This is a genomic window from Marinobacter alkaliphilus (assembly GCF_055394375.1).
This window is the reverse complement of the sequence record NZ_AP043751.1, coordinates 1,925,273-1,946,768: the sequence shown is the minus strand read 5'-3', so window position 1 is coordinate 1,946,768 and position 21,496 is coordinate 1,925,273. Positions and strand designations below refer to the sequence as shown.

General features: G+C 58.9%; 18 protein-coding genes. 8 read left to right on the top strand and 10 right to left on the bottom strand.

Features of this window, described 5'->3' with window-relative positions; translation table 11 throughout:
* Window positions 1-266 precede the first annotated feature (266 nt).
* The 5 genes from atzF (at window position 267) to ACZ5Q2_RS08750 (ending at window position 8,655) form a co-directional block, all read left to right on the top strand.
* Window positions 267-2,096, top strand: coding sequence for an allophanate hydrolase (gene atzF / locus ACZ5Q2_RS08770; protein WP_432210225.1), 1,830 nt, complete (start codon window positions 267-269; stop codon window positions 2,094-2,096).
* A gap of 26 nt (window positions 2,097-2,122) precedes the next feature.
* Window positions 2,123-5,755: an urea carboxylase gene (uca, locus tag ACZ5Q2_RS08765; protein ID WP_432210226.1), complete on the top strand. Its 3,633-nt coding sequence runs from the start codon at window positions 2,123-2,125 to the stop codon at window positions 5,753-5,755.
* A 469-nt stretch (window positions 5,756-6,224) separates the two neighbouring features.
* A complete protein-coding gene (locus tag ACZ5Q2_RS08760) occupies window positions 6,225-6,920 on the top strand; it encodes a GntR family transcriptional regulator (RefSeq protein ID WP_228703915.1) in 696 nt (231 codons plus the stop codon).
* A gap of 408 nt (window positions 6,921-7,328) precedes the next feature.
* Window positions 7,329-7,601 (top strand): ComEA family DNA-binding protein, encoded by a 273-nt coding sequence (locus ACZ5Q2_RS08755; protein ID WP_061332622.1) that lies wholly within the window; start codon window positions 7,329-7,331, stop codon window positions 7,599-7,601.
* Between the two features lie 109 nt (window positions 7,602-7,710).
* Window positions 7,711-8,655, top strand: a complete 945-nt coding sequence (locus ACZ5Q2_RS08750; RefSeq protein ID WP_061332621.1) for a DMT family transporter — start codon at window positions 7,711-7,713, stop codon at window positions 8,653-8,655.
* Between the two features lie 18 nt (window positions 8,656-8,673).
* Here ACZ5Q2_RS08750 and gloA read toward each other — a convergent pair whose 3' ends face one another.
* On the bottom strand, window positions 8,674-9,222 hold the full coding sequence (gloA, locus tag ACZ5Q2_RS08745) for a lactoylglutathione lyase (protein ID WP_061332620.1): 549 nt from the start codon (window positions 9,220-9,222) through the stop codon (window positions 8,674-8,676).
* Between the two features lie 200 nt (window positions 9,223-9,422).
* Window positions 9,423-10,562, bottom strand: coding sequence for an alkane 1-monooxygenase (locus ACZ5Q2_RS08740; RefSeq protein ID WP_061332619.1), 1,140 nt, complete (start codon window positions 10,560-10,562; stop codon window positions 9,423-9,425).
* Between the two features lie 257 nt (window positions 10,563-10,819).
* Here ACZ5Q2_RS08740 and ACZ5Q2_RS08735 point away from each other — a divergent pair, with 257 nt between their 5' ends.
* Window positions 10,820-11,476, top strand: a complete 657-nt coding sequence (locus tag ACZ5Q2_RS08735) for a GntR family transcriptional regulator (RefSeq protein WP_061332640.1) — start codon at window positions 10,820-10,822, stop codon at window positions 11,474-11,476.
* Window positions 11,477-11,589: 113 nt separating this feature from the next.
* Window positions 11,590-12,537 (top strand): YbgA family protein, encoded by a 948-nt coding sequence (locus tag ACZ5Q2_RS08730; protein ID WP_058092753.1) that lies wholly within the window; start codon window positions 11,590-11,592, stop codon window positions 12,535-12,537.
* Window positions 12,538-12,610: 73 nt separating this feature from the next.
* Here ACZ5Q2_RS08730 and ACZ5Q2_RS08725 read toward each other — a convergent pair whose 3' ends face one another.
* The 3 genes from ACZ5Q2_RS08725 to ACZ5Q2_RS08715 all read right to left on the bottom strand — a co-directional run bounded on the left by ACZ5Q2_RS08725 (window position 12,611) and on the right by ACZ5Q2_RS08715 (window position 15,402).
* A complete protein-coding gene (locus ACZ5Q2_RS08725; RefSeq protein WP_058092752.1) occupies window positions 12,611-13,342 on the bottom strand; it encodes a DUF481 domain-containing protein in 732 nt (243 codons plus the stop codon).
* 25 nt (window positions 13,343-13,367) lie between these two features.
* Window positions 13,368-14,387, bottom strand: coding sequence for an oxygen-dependent tRNA uridine(34) hydroxylase TrhO (trhO, locus tag ACZ5Q2_RS08720; protein WP_058092751.1), 1,020 nt, complete (start codon window positions 14,385-14,387; stop codon window positions 13,368-13,370).
* 283 nt (window positions 14,388-14,670) lie between these two features.
* Window positions 14,671-15,402, bottom strand: coding sequence for a DsbA family protein (locus tag ACZ5Q2_RS08715; RefSeq protein ID WP_061332618.1), 732 nt, complete (start codon window positions 15,400-15,402; stop codon window positions 14,671-14,673).
* A gap of 115 nt (window positions 15,403-15,517) precedes the next feature.
* Between ACZ5Q2_RS08715 and ACZ5Q2_RS08710 the strand changes: the two genes are divergently transcribed.
* On the top strand, window positions 15,518-16,483 hold the full coding sequence (locus ACZ5Q2_RS08710) for an NAD(P)H-dependent flavin oxidoreductase (protein WP_058092749.1): 966 nt from the start codon (window positions 15,518-15,520) through the stop codon (window positions 16,481-16,483).
* On the opposite strand, the gene ACZ5Q2_RS08705 is transcribed toward ACZ5Q2_RS08710, so the two are convergent.
* From ACZ5Q2_RS08705 to ACZ5Q2_RS08685, 5 genes are all read right to left on the bottom strand, one after another.
* On the bottom strand, window positions 16,466-17,059 hold the full coding sequence (locus tag ACZ5Q2_RS08705) for an acyl carrier protein phosphodiesterase (RefSeq protein WP_058092748.1): 594 nt from the start codon (window positions 17,057-17,059) through the stop codon (window positions 16,466-16,468). The two genes, ACZ5Q2_RS08710 and ACZ5Q2_RS08705, sit on opposite strands and share 18 nt — an antisense overlap.
* Before the next feature lie 3 nt (window positions 17,060-17,062).
* Window positions 17,063-18,568 carry a DUF5666 domain-containing protein gene (locus tag ACZ5Q2_RS08700; protein ID WP_058092747.1) on the bottom strand — a complete coding sequence of 502 codons (1,506 nt, stop codon included), beginning with the start codon at window positions 18,566-18,568 and terminating at the stop codon, window positions 17,063-17,065.
* Window positions 18,569-18,607: 39 nt separating this feature from the next.
* A complete protein-coding gene (locus ACZ5Q2_RS08695) occupies window positions 18,608-19,009 on the bottom strand; it encodes a hypothetical protein (protein WP_058092746.1) in 402 nt (133 codons plus the stop codon).
* The gene (locus ACZ5Q2_RS08690) at window positions 19,006-19,851 is read right to left on the bottom strand and encodes a DUF6502 family protein (RefSeq protein ID WP_058092745.1); all 846 of its coding nucleotides are present in this window, start codon (window positions 19,849-19,851) and stop codon (window positions 19,006-19,008) included. The genes ACZ5Q2_RS08695 and ACZ5Q2_RS08690 overlap by 4 nt, the downstream gene beginning before the upstream one ends.
* A gap of 79 nt (window positions 19,852-19,930) precedes the next feature.
* On the bottom strand, window positions 19,931-21,361 hold the full coding sequence (locus ACZ5Q2_RS08685; protein WP_058092744.1) for a DUF5666 domain-containing protein: 1,431 nt from the start codon (window positions 21,359-21,361) through the stop codon (window positions 19,931-19,933).
* Between the last annotated feature and the right edge of the window lie 135 nt (window positions 21,362-21,496).

Here is a 21,496-nt window from a genome sequence, read left to right as displayed (position 1 = left end):
AAAAAGCACGAGAAACCAACAAGTTATCTAGTATACAAGCTCACCAAAGGACGCCAGGACCGGTGATTTACCCGGATTAAGGCCTGATTTTGGTGCCTTCTGGCGCGATTCTGCGCCTTACTGGTGCACGCCGGTTTTTCCCAATCATCACACAAAAACCATTAACTAACTGTTTTTATTGAAATAGTGACTTTTATCCGGTGTCTGGCACGCAGCTTGCCATTGCTCATGTATACAAGTTTGACCACACATGAGGACACCACCCCATGCCAACCACCCTTGGATGGACGATCGCAGACTGGCAACAGGCCTACAGAGAAGGCGCCGAGCCGGAAGCCCTGATCAGCAAACTGCTGGATTACCTGAAAGGTGATGACAGCGCCTGGATCTCCCGGCTGAACGGAAACGGCTTCCACCAGGCCATGGCCGAACTGGCAGACCAGCTGGAAGCCGTTGACGGTGATCTGGAGCAGTTGCCGCTTTATGGCATTCCTTTCGCGGTGAAAGACAACATTGATGCAGCCGGCTTTGAAACCACCGCCGGTTGCCCGGCCTTTGCCTACACCCCCGAGCAAGACGCCACCGTGGTGCGCAAACTGAAAGCCGCCGGCGCCGTGGTGATTGGCAAAACCAACCTGGACCAATTCGCCACCGGGCTGGTAGGTACCCGGTCGCCCTATGGTGCGGTACCCAACAGCGTTAACCCGAGGGTGATCAGCGGCGGCTCCAGCTCTGGTTCTGCCTCTGTGGTGGCCCGGGGCCTGGTGCCCTTTGCCCTGGGCACAGACACCGCCGGCTCCGGCCGCGTGCCCGCCGGCCTGAACAACCTGGTAGGGCTGAAACCCACCAAAGGCCTGTTCAGCATTAACGGTGTGGTGCCGGCTTGCCGGTCGCTGGACTGTGTCTCGGTGTTCGGCCTGACCATTGGCGATGCCGCACTGGTGGCTGAGGTGATGGCGGGCTTTGATGCCGCCGATGCCTTTTCCCGGAAAGCACCCAGCGCCCTGCCCCTCGATGCCCCTGCCCTTCGCCGCCCCGGCCCGGTGCAGCGCCTGGCCATTCCTGAACACCCCGAGTTCTTTGGTGACCAGCGGGCGGAAGCGGCCTGGAATACCGCACTGAGCCAGTGGCGCCAGCTGGATACCACCGGCGTTGAACTGCTGCCGCTGGATTTCAGCCCGCTGCTGGAGTTGGCCGCGCTGCTTTATGAAGGCCCGTGGGTGGCCGAGCGCCACGCGGCCGTTAAAGGGTTTATGGCAGGCCACGCCGGCGATATGAACGAGACGGTGCGCTCCATTATCAGCAAAGCCGAACGCTTCACCGCCACCGACACCTTCAACGCCCAGTACCGCAAGGAAGAGCTGCTGCGGCAGATCGACAGCCTCCTGGCAGAAGTAGACGGCCTGCTGGTGCCCACCGCGCCCATCGCCCCGACCATTGAAGCGGTGAATGCCGACCCGGTAGCACTGAACAGCCAGCTGGGCACTTACACCAACTTCGTGAACCTGGCGGATATGTGCGCCCTGGCGGTGCCCGCTGGCTTCCGGGACGACGGCCTGCCCTTTGGCGTGACCTTGATAAGCGGCGCCTGGAAAGACCGGGAACTGCAATCCCTCGCCAGCCAGTGGCTGAATGCCCACCCAACACCCCTGGGCGCCACAGACAAAGCCCGCCCGGAGGAAGTGGTTACTTACCAACCGGCCGTTCCGACCATTCAGGTGGCAGTGGTGGGCGCCCATTTGTCTGGCATGCCCCTGAACACCCAGCTCACCGAACGCAAGGCCCGGCTGCTGGAGCAAACCACCACCACCCCCAACTACCGCCTGTACGCCCTGCCCAACACCACTCCGCCCAAACCGGGCCTGAAGCGGGTGGAAGACGGCGGCGCCGAAATTGTGCTGGAAGTCTGGGAAATGGCCGCCTCGGAATTCGGCTCCTTCGTCGACTTGATACCCGCGCCCCTCGGCATCGGCAACGTCGAGCTGGCCGATGGCCGCTGGGTGAACGGCTTTATCTGCGAAGGCTACGGCTTCACCGGCGCCCGCGACGTCACCGAATTCGGCGGCTGGCGAGCTTTCATTAAATCCAGGGCCTGATCCACCTACTCCGGAGACCAAACAAAATGTTCAAAAAAGTCCTCATCGCCAACCGAGGCGAAATCGCCGTCCGCACCATCCGCACCCTCAAAGCCATGGGCATCGGCAGCGTTGCCGTTCACTCCCATGAAGACCGCCACAGCCTGCACGTAACCACCGCCGATGAAGCCGTGGCGCTGGTGGGCAAAGGTGCCAGCGAAACCTACCTGGACAAGGCCCAGATTCTGGCAGCGGCCAAGCAAACCGGCGCGGAAGCCATCATTCCCGGTTACGGCTTTTTGTCCGAGAACGCCGACTTCGCCGAAACCTGCGAGGCCGAAGGCATTGTGTTCATCGGCCCCACCCCGGAACAGATGCGCGAATTCGGCCTGAAACACCGGGCCCGGGAACTGGCGGAAGCCGCCGGCGTACCCCTGGCCCCGGGCAGCGGCCTGCTGGAAACCCTGGACGAAGCCCTGCAAACCGCCGAGCGCCTGGGCTACCCGGTAATGCTGAAAAGCACCGCCGGCGGTGGCGGCATCGGCCTGACACGCTGCAATAGCGAGAACGAACTGCGGGATGCCTTCGAAACCGTGCGCCGCCAGGGCCAGAGCTTCTTTAACGACAGCGGCGTGTTCCTGGAACGCTTCATCGCCCGGGCCCGCCATGTGGAAGTGCAGATGTTCGGTGATGGTCAGGGCAATGTGGTGGCCCTGGGCGAACGGGATTGCTCCCTGCAGCGGCGCAACCAGAAGGTGGTGGAGGAAACCCCGGCGCCGAATCTGCCCGCCGCCACGCGCCAGGCCATGCTGGATGCGGCGGTGTCGCTCGGGCAGTCGGTGAATTACCGTTCTGCCGGTACCGTGGAATACATTTACGACGCCGACCGGGACGAATTCTACTTCCTGGAAGTGAACACCCGCTTACAGGTCGAGCACCCGGTGACCGAGTCTGTCACCGGCCTGGACCTGATCGAGTGGATGCTGAAAATCGCCGCCGGCGAAAGCCCGGACCTGGCCAGCTTCCAGCCGGAACTGAACGGCGCGTCCATGGAAGTGCGCATTTACGCGGAAGATCCGCTGAAAGATTTCCAGCCCTCCCCCGGTGAACTGACCGATGTGTACTGGCCGGAAGAAGGCGTTCGGGTGGATACCTGGGTGGAAAACGGCAGCGAAGTGTCCGCCCACTACGACCCGATGATCGCCAAACTGATTGTGCACGGCAAAGACCGGGCCGATGCCCTGGCCAAACTGCGCCAGGCGCTTGCGGAAACCCGGCTGATGGGCATCGCCACCAACCTGGATTACCTGCGCCAGGTGGTGGCCCAGAAAAGTTTTGAGGATGGTATTGTCTCCACCCGCGCTTTGGAGAGTTTCGAGTTCAAGCCCTCGGTGGCCGAAGTACTGAAACCCGGCACCTACACCACCGTGCAGGATTACCCCGGCCGTGTGGGCTACTGGAACATCGGTGTACCGCCCAGTGGCCCGATGGACGACTACGCCTTCCGTATTGCCAACCGGATTGTCGGCAACCACAACGACGCCGCCGGCCTGGAAGCCACACTGATTGGCCCCAGCCTGAAATTCCACAAGGATTCCGTAGTAGCGCTGACCGGTGCCCTTACAGACGCGACCCTCGACGGCAAAGCGGTGGAATTCTGGAAACCCATTACCGTCAAAGCCGGCCAGGTGCTGGCCGTGGGCAAGGCCATCAAAGGTTGCCGTACCTATCTGGCGGTACGCGGCGGTTTTGATGTGCCGGTGTACCTGGGCAGCCGGTCTACCTTCGCCCTGGGCCAGTTTGGCGGCCACGGCGGCCGCCCGTTGCGCCCAGGCGACATGCTCGGCATCAGCCAGCTGGAACTGCCCGCCTGCACCACCCCGGGGCCAACCCACGACCCCGCCCCGGCAGACCCAGACCTGATTCCGGATTACCCCAACCACTGGGAAATCGGTGTGCTCTATGGCCCCCACGGCGCCCCGGATTTCTTCTCGGAAAAATCCATCGAGAAGTTCTTCGAGCAGGATTGGGAAGTGCACTACAACTCCAACCGCCTGGGCATTCGCCTGAACGGCCCGAAACCGGAATTCACCCGTGAAGACGGCGGCGAGGCGGGCCTGCACCCGTCCAACATCCACGACACCGAATACGCCATCGGCTCCATCAACTTTACCGGCGACATGCCCGTTATCCTCACCAAGGATGGCCCCAGCCTGGGCGGCTTTGTGTGCCCCGTGACCATCGCCAAAGCCGAGTTGTGGAAAGTCGGCCAGGTAAAACCCGGCGACACCATCCGGTTTGTAGCGATTGATAACGACACGGCGGTGCAACTGGCCGAACGCCAGGAACTGGCCATCAAGAGCCTGATGGCCCCGCCGGCGGTCACCCTGGTGGCGCCTGACCTGGCGCCATTGAACGATTTGTCTGCCACCATCCTGGCGCACCTGGACGAAACCGACGGCCGCCCGGAAGTCACCTACCGCCAGGCCGGTGACCAGTACATCCTGCTGGAATACGGCGCCAACGTGCTGGACTTGGGCGCGCGCATGCGCATCCACGCCCTGATGGAAGCCATCGCCGATGTACAACCCAACGGCCTGCTGGAACTGTCCCCCGGTGTGCGCTCCCTGCAGCTGAGGTACGACGCCCGCCTGCTGTCCCAGGAAGCGCTGATGACCTACCTGCTGGACCTGGAAGCCACCCTGCCGCCCACCGACGAACTGAAAGTCCGCAGCCGGGTAATCCACCTGCCCATGGCCTTCGAAGACAGCGCCACCCTGGAAGCCGTGGAAAAATACCGCCAGTCCGTGCGCGACACCGCGCCCTGGCTGCCCAACAACGTCGACTTCATGCAACGTATCAACGGCCTGCCCAGCCGGGACGACGTCAAAGACGTGCTCTTCTCCGCCCGCTACCTGGTACTGGGCCTGGGCGACGTCTACCTCGGCGCCCCCTGCGCCGTGCCCCTGGACCCACGCCACCGGTTGCTGACATCAAAATACAACCCGGCCCGCACCTACACCGCCGAAGGCACCGTCGGCATCGGCGGCATCTACATGTGCATCTACGGCATGGATTCCCCTGGCGGCTACCAGCTGGTGGGCCGAACCCTGCCGATCTGGAACAAATACCTGAAAAACAAACAGTTCGCCGAAGACGCGCCCTGGCTGCTGCGATTCTTTGATCAGGTGTGCTACTACCCGGTCACCGAAGACGAACTGACGGAAATGCGCGACCAGTTCCGCGCCGGCAAGCTGGAGATCCGAATCGAGGAAGAAACCTTCGATCTGAAATCCCACCAGGCCTTCCTGGACGCCAACGAAAGCTCCATCGCCGAGTTCCGCAAACTGCAGCAGGCGGCCTATGCTAAAGAGGTGGCGTTGTGGAAAGAGAGCGAAGCCGAAGAACTCGACCGCCTGGCCAAGGCCCCGCCAAAACCGGATACCTCAGACTTGGAGCGGTTTGGGGAGTTGGTGAGCGCGGAGATTGCCGGGAATATCTGGAAGTGCCTAGTGAAGCCTGGGGATACGGTGGCGGAGGGTGATCCGTTGGTGATCGTAGAGGCTATGAAGATGGAGTTCGAGGTGAGTGCGACGCTGTCTGGCACCATCAGTGCTATGCATGTGGAGCCTGGGAAGTCTGTTACGCCTGGGGAGCCCCTGCTGAGCATAGAGGTCTAACTTGGGAGATCGGCGCCTCTGGTGCTGGCCGTTTGTTTGGTGATGGCGCCGCTGTGTGGGAACCCCTCCACAGACACGCCGTGAATACGTCCGTGTAGGCTTGGGCGCAGCATCCCTGCTGCGCACAGTCTGTGGAGGGGTTCCCGCACATCGGCTTGGTCGGCTCCAGTGATTGCGGCTTGGAAAAAGTGATTACGATTGACTGAAACTGGGTGTGAAATGACGCGCCAACTCCACCTTCTCGGCAAACGCCTCTCGCAGGCTTGGGGAGTCGGGTGTGGGGGGCGGAGTGGCTTTTCAAAAGTGTGTGCGACAGGGATGTCGCACTCAAGCCTACAGGGACGTATTCACGGCGTCTTTTGAAAAGCCACTCCGCCCCCCATGCCCAGCGCCAAACTCCAAAACAAGAGGACACCCCCAAAGAGGGCAAACTCCGAAAATGAAAACGACCACTAAGAGAAAGGCCTCCATGGCAGACCGGGTTTATGAAGCCCTGAAGGACGATATTTTTGAGTTCCGCCTGATTCCCGGGGACAAGTTCAGCGAGGGCGACGTGGGTGCCCGCCTGAACGCCAGCCGGACACCGGTGCGCGAGGCCCTGTATCGGCTGCAGCGGGAAGGCTACGTCGATGTCCTGTTTCGCAGTGGCTGGCAGGTTAAGCCCTTTGACTTTCAGCAGGTGGAAGAACTCTACGACTTGCGGATTACCCTCGAACGGGCCGCCATGCACAAAATCTGCGCCCTGCCCGAGGAGCCACAAACCCTGCGCACCCTGATTGCCATCTGGAACCCGGACCACCCCTCCGAACGGGCCGTGGGCAGCACCGTGCGGGCGCTGGACGAGAGCTTTCATTGCGACCTGGTGGCCGCCGCCGGCAATCGGGAGATGACCCGCATTCACCGGGAAATTACCGACCGCCTGCGGATTATCCGGCGGCTGGATTTCACCCGGGATGACCGGGTGGATGCCACCTATATAGAACACGCTCAGATTCTGGAAGCACTTCGCACCGGCCATGCCACCGATGCCGCCGACCGGCTGACCCGGCACATCCGGTCCAGCCAGAAAGCGGTGCGGGAAATCACCATGGAGAAGATAAAAGAGGCCGCCGAAGCCCATCGTGGCGGGCAAGAAATTGCCCAGAAAAGCCCCGTGAAACAATGAACTTAGGTTCACCGGCAGGCTCACAGCGCTGTAGGAAATATCGCACACACCGACAGGCAGATGTCCGATTCTTAATGAACCGGCCAGGCGTAGAATGAGCATTGTCAGGGATGACAAGCCAGCACGGACGTTGGCTCAGGGATGGAAACTCCACGGAACCGGAGTTGCCCGATGGAACAGGGCTTACAGGGACGAACGCAAGGACGAAGTGCTCAGGATGATGCGCGCCTGATGGATCAGGCAGGGGTCAGCCACGGAATTTGGGGACTACACGGACTGTGGTCCCGTTCCGTGCACTTACACAGCCTACCGTTTTACCGTTTCTCTCATCGCTCCAGCCCATTACCCACACCCACGGTTTGTTACTCCTGACGTCTCATAACAACGTCTTTAAAAAGGAGTTCTCCGATGAAACACACAGGCATTCTGGCTACCCTCGTTCTGCTGTTCTCTCTGGCCACAGGCTTCGCCCACGCTGAACAGCCGGCTACCATTAACATCAACCAGGCGGACGTTGCCACGCTGGCCACCCTGAACGGCATTGGCGAAAGCAAGGCCGAGGCCATTGTGGCTTACCGCTCTGAAAATGGCCCCTTCCAGTCTGTGGAAGACCTGGCCAATGTGAAAGGCATCGGTGCTCGCACCGTTGAGCGCAATGCCGATCGGCTGTCTGCCGAGTAAGCGTTAAAGCCCTCCGGGCAGCCCTGGCTGCCCGTTCTTTCCCCTATAGCGCCAACTGCCAGCCACTGTTACCCTTTTTGGCTTTACATTCATTGCGTTGGCCACTTTCATGATTCATGGCGCTTTACTCATCGCGTTCGCGGCCCTGCTGTGGGGCACCACCGGCATTGTTGCCAAATTCCTGTTTACCGGCACCGAGCTGACCGGCCTTACGCTTGCGCTGTTGCGCCTGGTGGTTGCGTTGCCGTTTTTCTACCTGTTGATGCGGCGGGAACAGCGACAGCTGGAAGTTCAACATCCCGGCCAGAAGGTCGCCGGTAGTTCACTGCGCGGGCTCAGCGCCAAGGCCTTATTACCATTAGCAGCAATGGGGTTATTCCAGGCGTTTTATCAGGGTAGTTATCTGGTGGCCGTTGACCTCACCGGGGCCGGTATTGCCACGTTGATTTCGTTATGTCTGCCGCCGGTTCTGGTGGCCATTCTGGCGGCACCCATGTTAGGCGAGAAGCCCGGCCCGCTGACACTGGCGGCGGCGTTTGCGGCCATCCTCGGCACTGGCATGCTGGTGGCCAGTGATATAGACACGGCCGGCACCTTGCGGCTTGCGGGTATTCTGATGGCATTGCTGGCAGCAGCCGTATACACCGGCTTTACCCTCACCAGTCGCTACAATTCCGCCGGCACCCCGGTGTTCACCACCGCCTTTATCTGCTTTCTGACCGCTACCCTTATGCTGGTGCCGATAGTGGCGCTGACCGGTGGCTTTGCCGGGCTGGCCAGCCTGGGGCTTTCCCACTGGTTGATGGTGCTGTACATCGGTGTGGTGCCAACCTGTATTGGCTACCTGTGCTTCTTCGCGGGGATGAAGACCACGCCTGCCACGCTTTCCAGCATTATTGTCACGCTGGAGCCGTTGTTTGTGGCACTTCTGGCCTGGCTGATTCTGGGTGAGGTGCTGGGGCCCATCGGCATTACCGGGGCTGTGATACTGACCATGGCGGTTATTGTGGCTTCCCGTTACGGCAACGCTCCCGGCAACAGTCGTTCAGACTGAAGCCGGGGCCATATCGGGTCAGCCGTCTTTGCGCTGTTTCTCCAGCATGTTCGGCTGCAGGATTTCAATCCAGTAGCCGTCCGGGTCTTTGATAAAGGCCAGGCCTTTCATTTTTCCGTCGTCCGGCTTTTTCACGTACTCCACGCCCAGCTTTTCAAAGCGTTCGCAGGCGGCATACACATCCGGCACCGCAATGCCGATATGGCCGAAGCCCTGGGGCTGGTCGTTGCCGTTGTGGTAGGCAAAATCAGCGTCGTCTTCCGTGCCCCAATTGTGGGTCAGCTCCAGCATGGCTTCGCGGCCAAAGGTGAAGGTGGTGCGGTGGGCGTCATCGTTGGGTACCAGCTGAGCCTGTTTGTCGTCCAGATAGCCCAGGAAATACAGGGTGAACTTCATTTCCGGGAAGTCCAGCTTGCGCACCAGGCGCATGCCCATCACGCGGGTGTAGAAGTCCATGGAGCGCTCGGGCTCTTTGATGCGCATCATGGTCTGGTTGAATACGTAACCTTCGGTCTCGGGAACCGGGGCGTCGTAAAGGCCCGGCGCCTGTTCGAAATGCTTGGGCATGTCGAGTGTCCTTATCGGATGGAGGGTTCAGCCAATATACCTGTGTGCCCCCTTCCCGGATTTCAAGGGTAAAAAAAGACCCCGTGAACCAGAGACGAATTCACGGGGCTTTAAGGCCGGGTGTTACCCCGGCATTCTCCAGAGACACTCTGAAGGCGGTATCGCCCCGGCCATGCAGGCCGGAGCTAATGAGAGAACTGTCAGGAGGTAAGCTGGTGCTCTTCGCCCCGGTAATAGGCTTCTACCCGTGGGTTCATCACCTTGCGCCAGAGGGGCGGGATGCAGGCCAGCACCACCATGGTGGCGTAACCCGCCGGCAACTGCGGCGCGATGTCGTGATGGCGCAGCACCTGGTAACGGCGCTTGGCAAAGGCATGGTGATCACTGTGGCGCTGCAGTTGGAACAGGAACACGTTGGTCAGGAAATAATTGCTGTTCCAGCTGTGCTCCGGCGTGGTTCGCTCGTAGCGGCCGTTGTCCAGCTTGCGGCGATGCAGGCCGTAGTGTTCCAGATAGTTGACGATCTCCAGCAGGGTAAAGGCAATAAAGCTCTGGCCCAGGAAGAAGGCGGCGCCGAGCCAGCCGAACGCAACCGTGAAGGCCACCAGAGCCAGCAGGCTGATGCCGTACCACCAGATCAGCTCGTTACGCCAGCTCACAGGTGCCTGCCCCTTGCGCTTCAGGCGCTCGGCTTCCAGCTTCCAGGCATTCATGAAGTTACGCACGTAGGCCTGGGGCAGGAAGTTGTACAGGGACTGGTTGTAGCGTGAGGATGACGCATCCTCCGGCGTCGACACATGCACGTGATGGCCCCGCAGGTGCTCCACCTTGAAGCCCGCGTAGCACACCAGCGACAACAGAAAGCCACCGGCCCAGGGTTCCAGCTTGCCATCTTTGTGAATCAACTCGTGGGCTACGTTGATGCCCAAACCGCCCACAATACCGATGGACACCACCCAGCCAATGGCGCCGGCCACACTGAACACGCCGGAGGCCAGGGTAGTCATGCTCCAGACCAGCAAGGCGGCGTAGGCAGCCACCCAGCCGAGCGTGATGACTTTGTAGAACTTTTCCTGATTCAGCCGGGGCACGTCGTCCTGCTCATCCGGGTTCAGGGCGTCTTTGCCGAGCATCATGTCCAGCAATGGAATGATTCCGAACACCACCACCGGCACACCCCAGGCAAACAGATTGATCAGGCCGGTGCTTTCCCCGGCCGCCAGCAGCAACGGCGGCAGCACCAGGGGAATCATGGCAATCAAGTAGCTGTATTTTTTCAGGGTAATCAGAACCCGACGGCGGCCAGCCTCGGTATTCCAGGTAATCAGACGTGAGCTCATGGTAGCCCCCTTTTGTTGTAAAACGTTGTGTCGGGATGGGAATAATGGCCTTACTTTTTCTGCATTATTGTCCTACAATATATCAGTCGTCAAGCATTGTTCTGGTTATTTTTTGACAAGTGTCACGAAACACCCGCCCAGCGCGGGCCTGAATCCATCCATCAAGAGGCTGTGATAAACTCATGCGCGTTCAACCATCTGCCGGCGTACTGCCCTCTTTGGCCAGCCGGATTGTTCAACCTGTTCAGAGAGCCCTTATGGATTTTCAGGTGCCCAACACCCTGGCGGAGCAGATAGCCAACTACCTGGCGGAACGCATCATGACCGGGCAGATCCGCCCCGGTGAACGTATTCAGGAAGCCAGCCTGGCGAACGAACTCAAGGTCAGCCGGGCGTCTGTGAAGGAAGCGTTGTATACCCTGGAACGCTGGCACCTGGTGGAAATCACGCCGCGCAAAGGTGCCTCTGCCACCAAACTGAACGCCGATTACGCTTCAGAGCTGTATGACGTGTACATGCACCTGCTGATGATGCTGGCCGCCCGCCTGTGTGAACGCTGGCAGGAATCGGACAAGCCGATGATGCTCGACGCCGTGGCCCAGGTGGTGGACCAGGTAAAACAACCGGCCACCGACATTACCGCGGTGGTAGAGGCCAGTTTCGGGGTGATGGAGGCCTGCTGTAAGGTGGTGGACAACCCGTACCTGACGGAAGCCCTTTCCAACTTCAAACCGGCTGTCAGCCGCGCGTACTATCTCAGCGCGGAGCGATATCGCCAGGGGCTGGCACAGACCAGTCAGTTTTTCTCGGAACTTCCCCAGGCAGTCCTGGCCAGAGACGCCGACAAGGCCCAGGCGCTGATTCGCGGATTTGCCGAGCACCAGAAACAGCTGATTGAGCAGGCCCTGAGCTGAGGCTTTCAGAGGTTCAGCATTCAACTGGAGCCCCGGGTCTGTAATTGATCGGGCTATACTCAGAGAACGTATAGTGGTGTAGTACCCGATCATCCAACGGCTGGAGAGTTTTAGTGACCGGTATTCCTGTTGGCATTAGCACTTGCCTGCTCGGCAAGGAAGTTCGCCACGACGGTGGCCACAAGCATTCCCGATACTGCACCCAGGTGCTGGCCAAGCATTTTGAGTTCCGCTCTATTTGCCCGGAACTGGAAGCCGGCCTGGGTGTTCCCCGCCCGGCCATTCACCTGCGCGAGCACGAAGACGGCCTGCACCTGGTGGAAAGCAAGGGCACCAAAGACCACACCGAAGGCATGCAGAACTTCATTGCCGAGGTGATGCCCTCGCTCGCCAACCTGCGTGGCTACATCCTGATGGCGAAATCCCCCAGCTGCGGCATGGAGCGCATCAAGATTCACAACGCGGAAGGTAATTTCATGCACCGGGATGGCCGTGGCATGTTTGCCGAGGCGCTGATGAAGGCCTACCCGTTAATGCCGGTGGAGGAAGAAGGCCGCCTGCACGATGACATGTTGCGGGAGAACTTCATTGAGCGCGTGTTCTCCTACGACGACTGGATGCAGAACGTGGCCGGCGACAAGCTGACCAAGCAATCCTTGCTGGAGTTCCATCAGCGCCACAAGTTCACGTTGCTGGCCCACTCTGAAAAAATCTACCGGCAGCTTGGCCCGATGCTCGCCGATCTGAAAGCCGAGCCGCTGGCGCAGATTGCGGATCGCTACATTCACGGCTTTATGGAAGCCATGACCCAGCGCGTAAGCCGGGGTTCTCACGTGAATGCCATGCAGCATCTGCTGGGCTACCTGAAAGACGGGATGGCAGCGGAAGAGAAAGCGGTGCTGCTGGAGCAGATTGAAGCTTACCGGCGCGGCGAGATTCCACTGGTGGTGCCGATGACACTACTGCGACTGGCCCAGCGTAAGGAGCCGGTGGATTATCTGCACACCCAGAAGTACCTGACCCCCTACCCGGATGAGTTGGGACTTCGGAACAACGTCTGAGGTTCTGGATAACGAAAAAGGGGCAGATGATTTTACCATCTGCCCCTTTTTCGTTGGCTCCGGGAATCCGGAATCAGAAGCCGTACAGCAGTGAGAGCGAGGTCTCGGTGTCGGTTTTGTCTGAGCCAACGGGCGCATCAGACACGTGCTTTACCCGGAAAGCCGCTTTCATGGAGAGGCTACCGACAATGTTGCTCTGCAGCGAGGTCTCGGACTGGCTGATGGTGTTGTTCTCATCCAGGCCAATCTCGGTGCTCAGTTTCTGGCGAAACAGGGCAGTTTCAGACAACGCGTAATCGAACTGGCCAGCCAGGCGGGCGATGGCCTCTTCTTCCACATCCCGGCCATCGGGGTTTTCCTGCCGCAGCTTGTTGTAGCGATAACCGCCTCCCACTGAGAGGTCCAGGAAGGAACGATCCCCTGCCTGCCAAACACGGTTTCCATAACCGGTGGTGAGGGTGGATTCGAAGTCATAACCGGAGAACCGGTCGTCTTCATAGGAGCCACGCACAAACCAGTATTGATTGTCGTCGAATTTGTAATCAGCTTCGAGGGCCGCCTTGTACTCTTCAGCGGTGGTCTGATCTTCCGTCTCTGTGTAACGGGAGCTGAACTCACCGGTGTTGCGCCAGGTTTGGGTCTCATGCTGCAATCCCAGGCGACCGTTCACTTTGGTTTCTTCGGTGTTGCCGGAGGTTACCAGCACACCGAGTTCTGCCTCCCCTGTCCAGTTGCCACTGTCCTGGGCCTGGGCCAGCGGGGCCAGTGCCATACATGCGACTGCCAGTGGTTTTCTGATACCCATGTTATCTCCTTGGTTGGGTTAGTTTTCAGTTGTTAACAACCTTACGAACTTTCTCCCCCTCCAGACTTTTGCGGGCCTGTTCTTCCCTTTCGGCCTTCTTGCGGGCCTTCCGCTCAGCAATAACGCGGGCGGCTTCACCACCCACGTGCGCTTCCCCGCGTTCCCGGGCCAGTTGCATCTGGCGCTCACGTTCCTTGAACCGGGCTTTTTGTTCTTCTGTCAGTGATTCAATGCACTGATGGCAGCTTACGCCCTGTTCGTATTCCGGGCGTTGTTTGTCTTCTTCGGTGATGGGCCGGCGGCAGGCATGGCACTGGTCGTAATCGCCACGTTCGAGGCTGTGGTTGACGGTTACCCGGTCGTCAAACACGAAGCACTCGCCCTGCCAAAGGCTCTGTTCCTGGGGCACCTCTTCCAGGTATTTCAGGATGCCGCCTTTGAGGTGGTATACCTCATCAAACCCTTGTTCTTTCAGGTACGCCGTGGATTTTTCACAGCGGATGCCGCCGGTGCAGAACATGGCGACTTTCTTGTGTTTGCTGGGGTCCAGATTCTGTTTCACATACTCTGGAAATTCCCGGAAGGTGTCAGTGGCCGGATTGACGGCGTTTTTGAAGGTGCCAATCTCAACTTCGTACTGGTTTCGGGTGTCTACCAGCAGTACTTCGGGGTCTGAGATGAGGTTGTTCCATTCTTTGGGGTCGACGTAGGTGCCAACCACTCGTTTGGGGTCGATGCCTTCAACGCCCATGGTGACGATTTCTTTTTTGAGTTTGACCTTGGTGCGCTTGAAGGGCTGGATGTCTACGAAGGATTCTTTGTAGTCCACGCCGTCGAAGCGCTCGTCGCTGGCGATCCAGTCTTTGATGGCGTCGATGCCCTGGCGGCTGCCGGCGATGGTGCCGTTGATGCCTTCCCGTGCCAGCAGCAGGGTGCCGTGGACGTCTTTTTCCAGCATGAGGTTCAGCAGGGGTTGGCGTAGGTCTTTGTAATCATTCAATACTGCGAACTTGTAGAGTGCGCAGACGACTATTTCGTTGCTCATGGTTTCTCCTGCGGGCCGGATCGTAAATCCGGAGCATGGTTTGATGTTTGTTACGGGGCAAAGTTTAACCAACTGGGGTTTCGGTGCAAGTCGGGGTTTACTTAGTTTGGGTGCCTTTGTTCCCGCGTTCCCGCCACTGGGTGGGGAGAACTGTACAAAAGACGCTGTGAATACGTCCCTGTACGCTCCGCTCCGCCATCCATGGCTCCGTAGGCTTTTGTACAGTTCTCCCCACCCAGTGGCTAACTTTTCGGTTTGCCGTCGGACTTATTGCGGCGTGTGCTTAGTTATTCGCCTTTTCCAGTTCGCGCTCAATTACTGCGGAGAGCTGTCCCCAACCCGGTCGGGTTAGTTGGATGTTGTCTACCATCACTGTTGGGGTGCTCATTACGCGCATCTGGGTGGCCACTTGCAGGCTTTGTTCTACCGCTTCTTTGTGGAGTTCGGTGGTCAGGCAGCGGCGGAAGCGGCGTTCTTCGAGGCCCAGGCCGTTGGCGTAGCGGGTGAAGGTGGTTACCGGGTCGTTGGAGCCGCTCCATTCGCTTTGTGCGTCGTAGAGTTTGTCGTGCATTGGCCAGTATTGGCCCTGGTCTCCGGCGCAGCGGGCGGCCTGGGCGGCGGGGACGGCGTTTTGGTGTTGGCGTAGGGGCAGGTCGAAATAGACGAAGCGGACTTTGCCGGTGTCTACGTATTCCTGTTTCAGGCGTTTGCTGGCTGAGGCGAAGCTGGCGCAGGCGGGGCATTGGTAGTCGGCGAATTCGCGTACGACAACGGGCGCGTCTGCCGGGCCAATGGAGATGCCGTATTGGTCGAGGGAGGCCGGGAAGTCTGATGCGTTGGGGGCGGCTACCGGTAGTGCCTCGGAGGTTGGTTTGGGCGGCAGGGTGAGGAAGTACACGGCTACCGCTACGGCAATGACAACCGCTACCGAGATGCCGATGATGGCCGGTTTCTTGTTTCTGTGCTTACGCGGTGCGGGGGCGCCGGTTTGTTTGCGTCTTTTTGCTTCACCCATGGTGGGCTCCTTTTGTTTTGTCCTGTCACCCGTTGGAACGATTGTCCACTGCTCGTCGGGCAGGCTAAGATCCCCTATATCCTGAGAAAGTTCCAATAAAAATCAAGGACCAATCATGCCAATGCCCGTTCAGCTCAAAGATTCTCTTTCATTACCCCTGATCGCCGCGCCAATGTTTCTGATTTCTTCGCCCCGGCTGGCGCTGGCCTGCTGTAAGGCGGGCGTGGTGGGAAGTTTCCCGGCGCTGAATCAGCGCAGCAGTGAGGGATTTGAGGGATGGCTGGTTCAGATGAACACAGAGTTGGCGCAATGGAGACAGGCCCATCCGGACTCAGTTACCGCGCCCTATGCGGTTAATCTGGTGGTGCATCGCACCAATCCTCGCTGGCAGGCGGATCTGGAGCTTTGTGTGAAGCACAAAGTGCCGATGGTGATTACCTCCCTGGGCGCGGCCAGCCAGGTGGTGGAGGCGGTGCACAGTTATGGTGGGCTGGTGTTCCATGATGTAACCAATCAGAAGCATGCCCGTAAGGCGGCGGAAGCTGGGGTGGATGGCATTATTGCCGTGAGTGCAGGGGCCGGTGGCCATGCCGGTACCACCAACCCGTTTGTACTGGTGCATGAAATCCGTGAGGTGTTCGATGGCACCATTTTGCTGGCCGGCGGTTTGTCGCACGGAGAGGATCTGTTGGCAGCCCAGGCACTGGGGGCGGATCTGGCCTATATGGGGACACGGTTTATCAATACCGAGGAATCCGAGGCAGAGGATGCCTATCGGAACATGATCATCGAAGCCGTATCAGCGGATATCATCCATACCCCGGCGGTGTCCGGTGTACCGGCCAGCTTTATGCGCCAGAGTCTTGAAGCCGCGGGCTTTGATATGCACAAGCTGAATCAGGCCGGCGATGTGAATTACGGCGAGAAACTCAAGCCCATGGACGATGAAGCCAAAGCGTGGAAGACGGTCTGGTCAGCCGGCCAGGGTGTGAGCCAGATTCATGATGTGGTGCCTGTTGAGGCGTTGGTTCAGCGATTGGAAGCGGAATATCAGCAGGCCCGTTCACGCCTGATGGGATGATTCCGGAAAGCGGTTGGCGAAGGCCTGAAGTTCCGGGAAGAAGGCCAGAAAATGGCCTTCCAGTTCGGCTTCGTTGGCCCGAATTTCGTCGATGATGCCGGTAAACCGGTTAGCAAAGCGGATTCGGCCGGCCACCCTGTCGAGGGCATAACCGATGTTGTCCAGATCCTGATAGGCGCCAAACCAGTCGTGTTCAACCATGCGGCGGGTCACCACAGCCATGTTGTCCGGCATCAGCGCCCGGTGGCTTTGCAGTTCCTGGTATACGGTCCGGATAAAGGTATCTTTGTCCCAGTCACTGAACTGTTCCCAGTGCCGGAGCAGGAAGTGGTCGTAGAGGATATCCAGGGCCACGCCGGCAAAGCGCCGGCGCTCTTTTGAGAACAGGCTTTTGCTGGCCAGCACCTGCGGATGCTGGTCGGTGAATACATCAACCGCCAGGTGGTGCCGCACGCCTTCGAGCACCGGCGCCGGCACATGATCCCAGTCCAGCCCCCGGGTGAAATCCCCGAGGATACTGCCCACTCTCGCCTCCGGTGAGTCCGGTGCGAGGAAGGTGTGGGCGAGGTGGTTCATGGCTCAGTCTTCGCTTTCCAGTTCGATTCCATCGGCCACGAAGTTGCCCGGTGTTGGCTCACGATACTCTACTTCAAGTACCGGCCGCTGCCCGGCATCGAAGGCATCAATCAACTCGTCGCGGCTGGTGCCTTCAAACTGGGTATCTATCGTGGTTTGCACATCAATTCCCAGTACCGTGAACACAGTCCCCTGCACGTGCGTGAGCTGACCCTGGCTTTCATATTCACGATCCGCCGCTGGCCCATTGTCTTCCTCATTGCGCTCAACCTTTATCGCTTCAAGCACAACGCCAGAGCCGGACTGCCGCTCAATCCCTTCCACTTCCAACTGATAACTGCCGTTCAGGTCCGCCAGTTTCAGGCGCAGATCGCTGTCATCGTCGGTGATGATCGTCCGTGGCGTGAGCTGCACCAACACACCACCAACCCGGAAGGTCTGGTCGTTGAAGTTGAGCGTGTTGACGTCGAGGACACCGTCTACTGACGCGTTGCCTTCACGAGCTTCAATTTCTTCAGCCAGTACGGAGCCATTGTCCTGGAAATCCCCCTCAACCTGTATCAGCATGCCGGCGGTCAGATCCGAGGCCGACAAACCATCATCAAACTCGGTATTGTCATCGACAAAGACAATCAGGCCGTTGATGTGGAAGGAGCGGGTCGATGCGTTGTAGTCGGTGCTCACGGGGCCTGAGAACTCAATGTCATCGCCGGAGCCCCGACGGTAGCGACGGGTTTCGCCTTCGTCGATTTCCCGGGCAATCAATACGCCATTGGAGATCGTACCTTCGGCTTCCACCAGCAGAAGATCTGCCAGATCGGCTTCCGTCAGCGACCCGACGAACGCACTGTCAGTGTACGAGACTAACTGCCCGTTAATGCTGAACTGATTCAGATTCAGCTGCAATGAACCCTTGTCAATGCGGCCTTCAATCTCTACGTTGGTTTCATCCTGCGTCATCAAACCAATGTGGCTTGCCCGGTACCGACCGTTGGGATCCGGCTCACGCCAGCCACTGATGCGCACGAAAGCGCCGTCTGCCAGGGTTTCAAGCGTAATGTCCTTGAACACCGTCTGCTGGTCGGCAACCACAGTCTGCTCATAGATAGTGAACTGCACCGATTCGACCATACCGTCGGCATCCAGGGTCTGAATCAGATTGTCCACACGCCCACGGAAGGTATCGTCGTACTCGACCGACTCCGCATTCCCTCGGCCATCAACCCGCCACTCGCCTTCGATCCTCAGGATCATGCCTTCCTGTAACTGGTCTTCACGCTCAATGCCGTCATCACTGCTGACGCGACCATCCGTCTCAAACCTCACGCCATTGACGAAGACGCTGCCGAAACCGGAAACCGGCCCAACGCTGGAGCCTGTGCCTCGGATGCCGCCGTCGGCAACGCCGACTCCACCACCGCCACCGCCGCCGCAGGCACTCAACACGCCGAGTGCGATCGGTGCGGCGGCGAGTTTCAGCATTCTGTGAAGCGTTACTGCTCTGAACATTGTTCTCTCCTGCAGGCCATCCGGGCCCGCCACTGATCGTCAGCTGTCGTTGTGGCGTCGTCGTAGCTTGTCGATGTCAACAAAATCATCGTAATTGCCCAGGCTCAGTGAACCGGTAGCACCCCAGGGAGCATAAGCGCTTCTCTTTAACAGAACGTGACCGCTCTCCAGGGTTTCCACAATGCCCTTTCGAAGCAGTTCCGCAAGCACGACAGAAGGCACCAGGTTTGGGTTGGCGATTTGCACCAGGTCAACAAAGGAATGGGGTTCATGGGGCGTTGCAAGCACCACCCTCGGGTGGTTCTCCTCATCCAGGAAATGCTCGGAACTCAGCCAGTATCTCACCACCTGACGGGCTCCCGGCGAAAGCAGCGTGCTGACCAGTTCGGTGGTTTGCCAGCGCGGGGGCTGTCCGGTCGGGACATTAAGAGCCATCATCATTCGTCTCCGCTCTTGTTCGTCTGAACCGGCTCTTCAAAATAGAAAATGCTGACGCCGGTCCGTACCGATTCGCCGCCCTCCTGGCCGGATACTCCCCGGTCGTGAGGCCCTAACCAGCTGTCCAGTTCTTCCAGCAGGGCCTGGGACTGCCTTGCGGCACGCTCGCGCCACTCATTAATGACGTCTGGTGGAACACCGTTGTACGTGAGCGTTCGCTGAAACAGGGGTTGCTGCCCGTGTTCACTGCTCACCAGGTTGTGATCAATGGTAGCTACAAGATCTGATACGTCTTCGCCGAAGATCTGGAGCATTTCTTCGCTGTCTCCGGTGGGAACATAGGCTCGTTGCTTCAGGTGCAACTGGCCGCTGTCCACATCCACACTGACCACGCCTACACGTTGCAGCTCATCCAGTACGGCCCGTGGCGTCATGTCGCCGCTGTATTTTCGAACCAACTCACTGAAGCTGCCCGGGCCTTCAAACACCAGGGCAGCGGGTTCTCCGTTACTGGCCTGGAAACCGGTGTCGTGAACCCAGCCGGAGACCACTCGTGAGGCCCGGTTGGCGTGGGAGGTGGTTTCCCGAACCGGGTTTTCGCCCGCCAGGATCTCCCGCTGTTTGCGTACTTCCTTACGGGTCAGTCCGGTCATGACGGCCGCCCGGGAATCGGTCGGTTTACGGCGGCCATCGGAAAAATCTTCCAACGCAGCCTCCACATACGCCCTTTTCACCAGCTCAGAGAACTCGCCGAACGGAACGCCATTGCGCAGCAGCAGCCTGGCCATCGGGCGCAAAATGCGGAACAGCGCTTGGTGCAGGGGATTGGATTTGGCATCAGTCATATTTGGGATTGTATTCCCATCTTGCCCCGGAAAACCAGACACAGGTTGCGGTATCCCCCGCAACCTGTGTCCTTCAACCTCAGTTTTCAGGGTTTGCGGTCAACTCATACTCTCCGCCGATGGTCTGGGCGTATTCAACCTCGGCTTCATCACCAACCTGAAGGCCCGCAACGCTGAAGCCATTCAGCAGGATTTCCAGATTCATCACCGTCACCGACGTATCGGAAATGGCATCGATTCTGGCCTCCAGCTTAAAGTTATCATCTTCGTCGCTGTCTTCCCGCTCAATGATGAAGGCTTCAAGGTGATCAGTACGCTGACGACCTTCCACCTCAACATAGTCCCCAACGCTGAAGGCGTTGATGTCATCAACCCGATTACGCAGGTCGTTATCGCTGTCATCGTCGTCGATCAGGGTATTGGCGGTGAGTTGAACGCGAACGCCACTGACCACCAGCAACTCATTGTCCAGATCGATCTGCTGGATGATGCCGTCCAGTTCCGCATCGCCTTCCCGGCCTTCCACTTCTTCCGCCAGCAGAGTGTTGTTGCGGAAATCACCCTCGACTTTCACGAACACGCCATCCTGAAGGCTGCCCTCGCTGATGTCGTCAAACTCAGTCTCAGCATTCAGCTGAACCAGCACGCCATTAATCCGGAAGGTGCGGGCAGACGCATCGAAATCGTAGATATCACCGGAAATTTCAACGTCATCGTTGTCGTCAAACAGGTCGTCCTCATCATCAATTTCCTCGGCAAGCAGGACATTGCCGTCTGCGTTGAGCTGACCTTCCACCTCAACCACAAGCCCGTTCTCCAGTTGGTCCAGACTGAAATCATCATCCGCGACCGCGCTGGTGTAATCCACTGTGAAACCGTTGATGGTGAAGGTCTGCGACTGCGCATTCAGGTTCTGGACCACGCCTTCAAGTTCAGCTTCATTCAAATCGTCAAAATCCGAGTCCAGCGAACGAGCACCCACGAAGCTGGCCCGGAAGCTGCCGTCATTCAGGCGCCAGCCGCTTACCCGAACCCGATAATTGGCAAGCGGTGCCGCAAGCTCAACCGGCGTGGCCCCGCGGAATACCGTCTGGTTGGTCAGCGCAACCGTCTGCCCCAGCAGCTGCAATTTACCCGTAGCTGCAACGGAGTCCCAGATTGCGCCGGTGAGTGGCCCACGGAGGGTATCGTCGTAACGGATATCACTCGCCTGCCCCTCGCCACGTGAATCCCAGCTGCCTTTAACCTTGAGAACCATGCCTTTTTCCAGCTGGTCCTCCCGCTCGATCCCGTCGTCGCTGTTCACGCTGCCATCGGTGGCGAACCGGGTGCCATTGACGTAGACACTGCCAAAACCGGTGACGGCACCCACACTGGTGCCCTCGGCGTTGGCACCGGTGCTTACTGAACCGGAGGAGCCAGAGCCGCCCCCACCACAGGCGGCCAGACCGCCGGCCAAGGTACCAACCAGAACCAACTTGATCGCCTTTGAAAGTCCGTTGCGCTTCATCTTCCTTCTCCCGACTGATTTGACAGAATCCGGCGCTGTTTTCAGCGCCACACTATTTGGGAATGTTTTCCCAACTATTTAAGTAGGAAAATAATCCCAAATTTTAAATTTGTCCAGTTCAGGAAGATGACAATT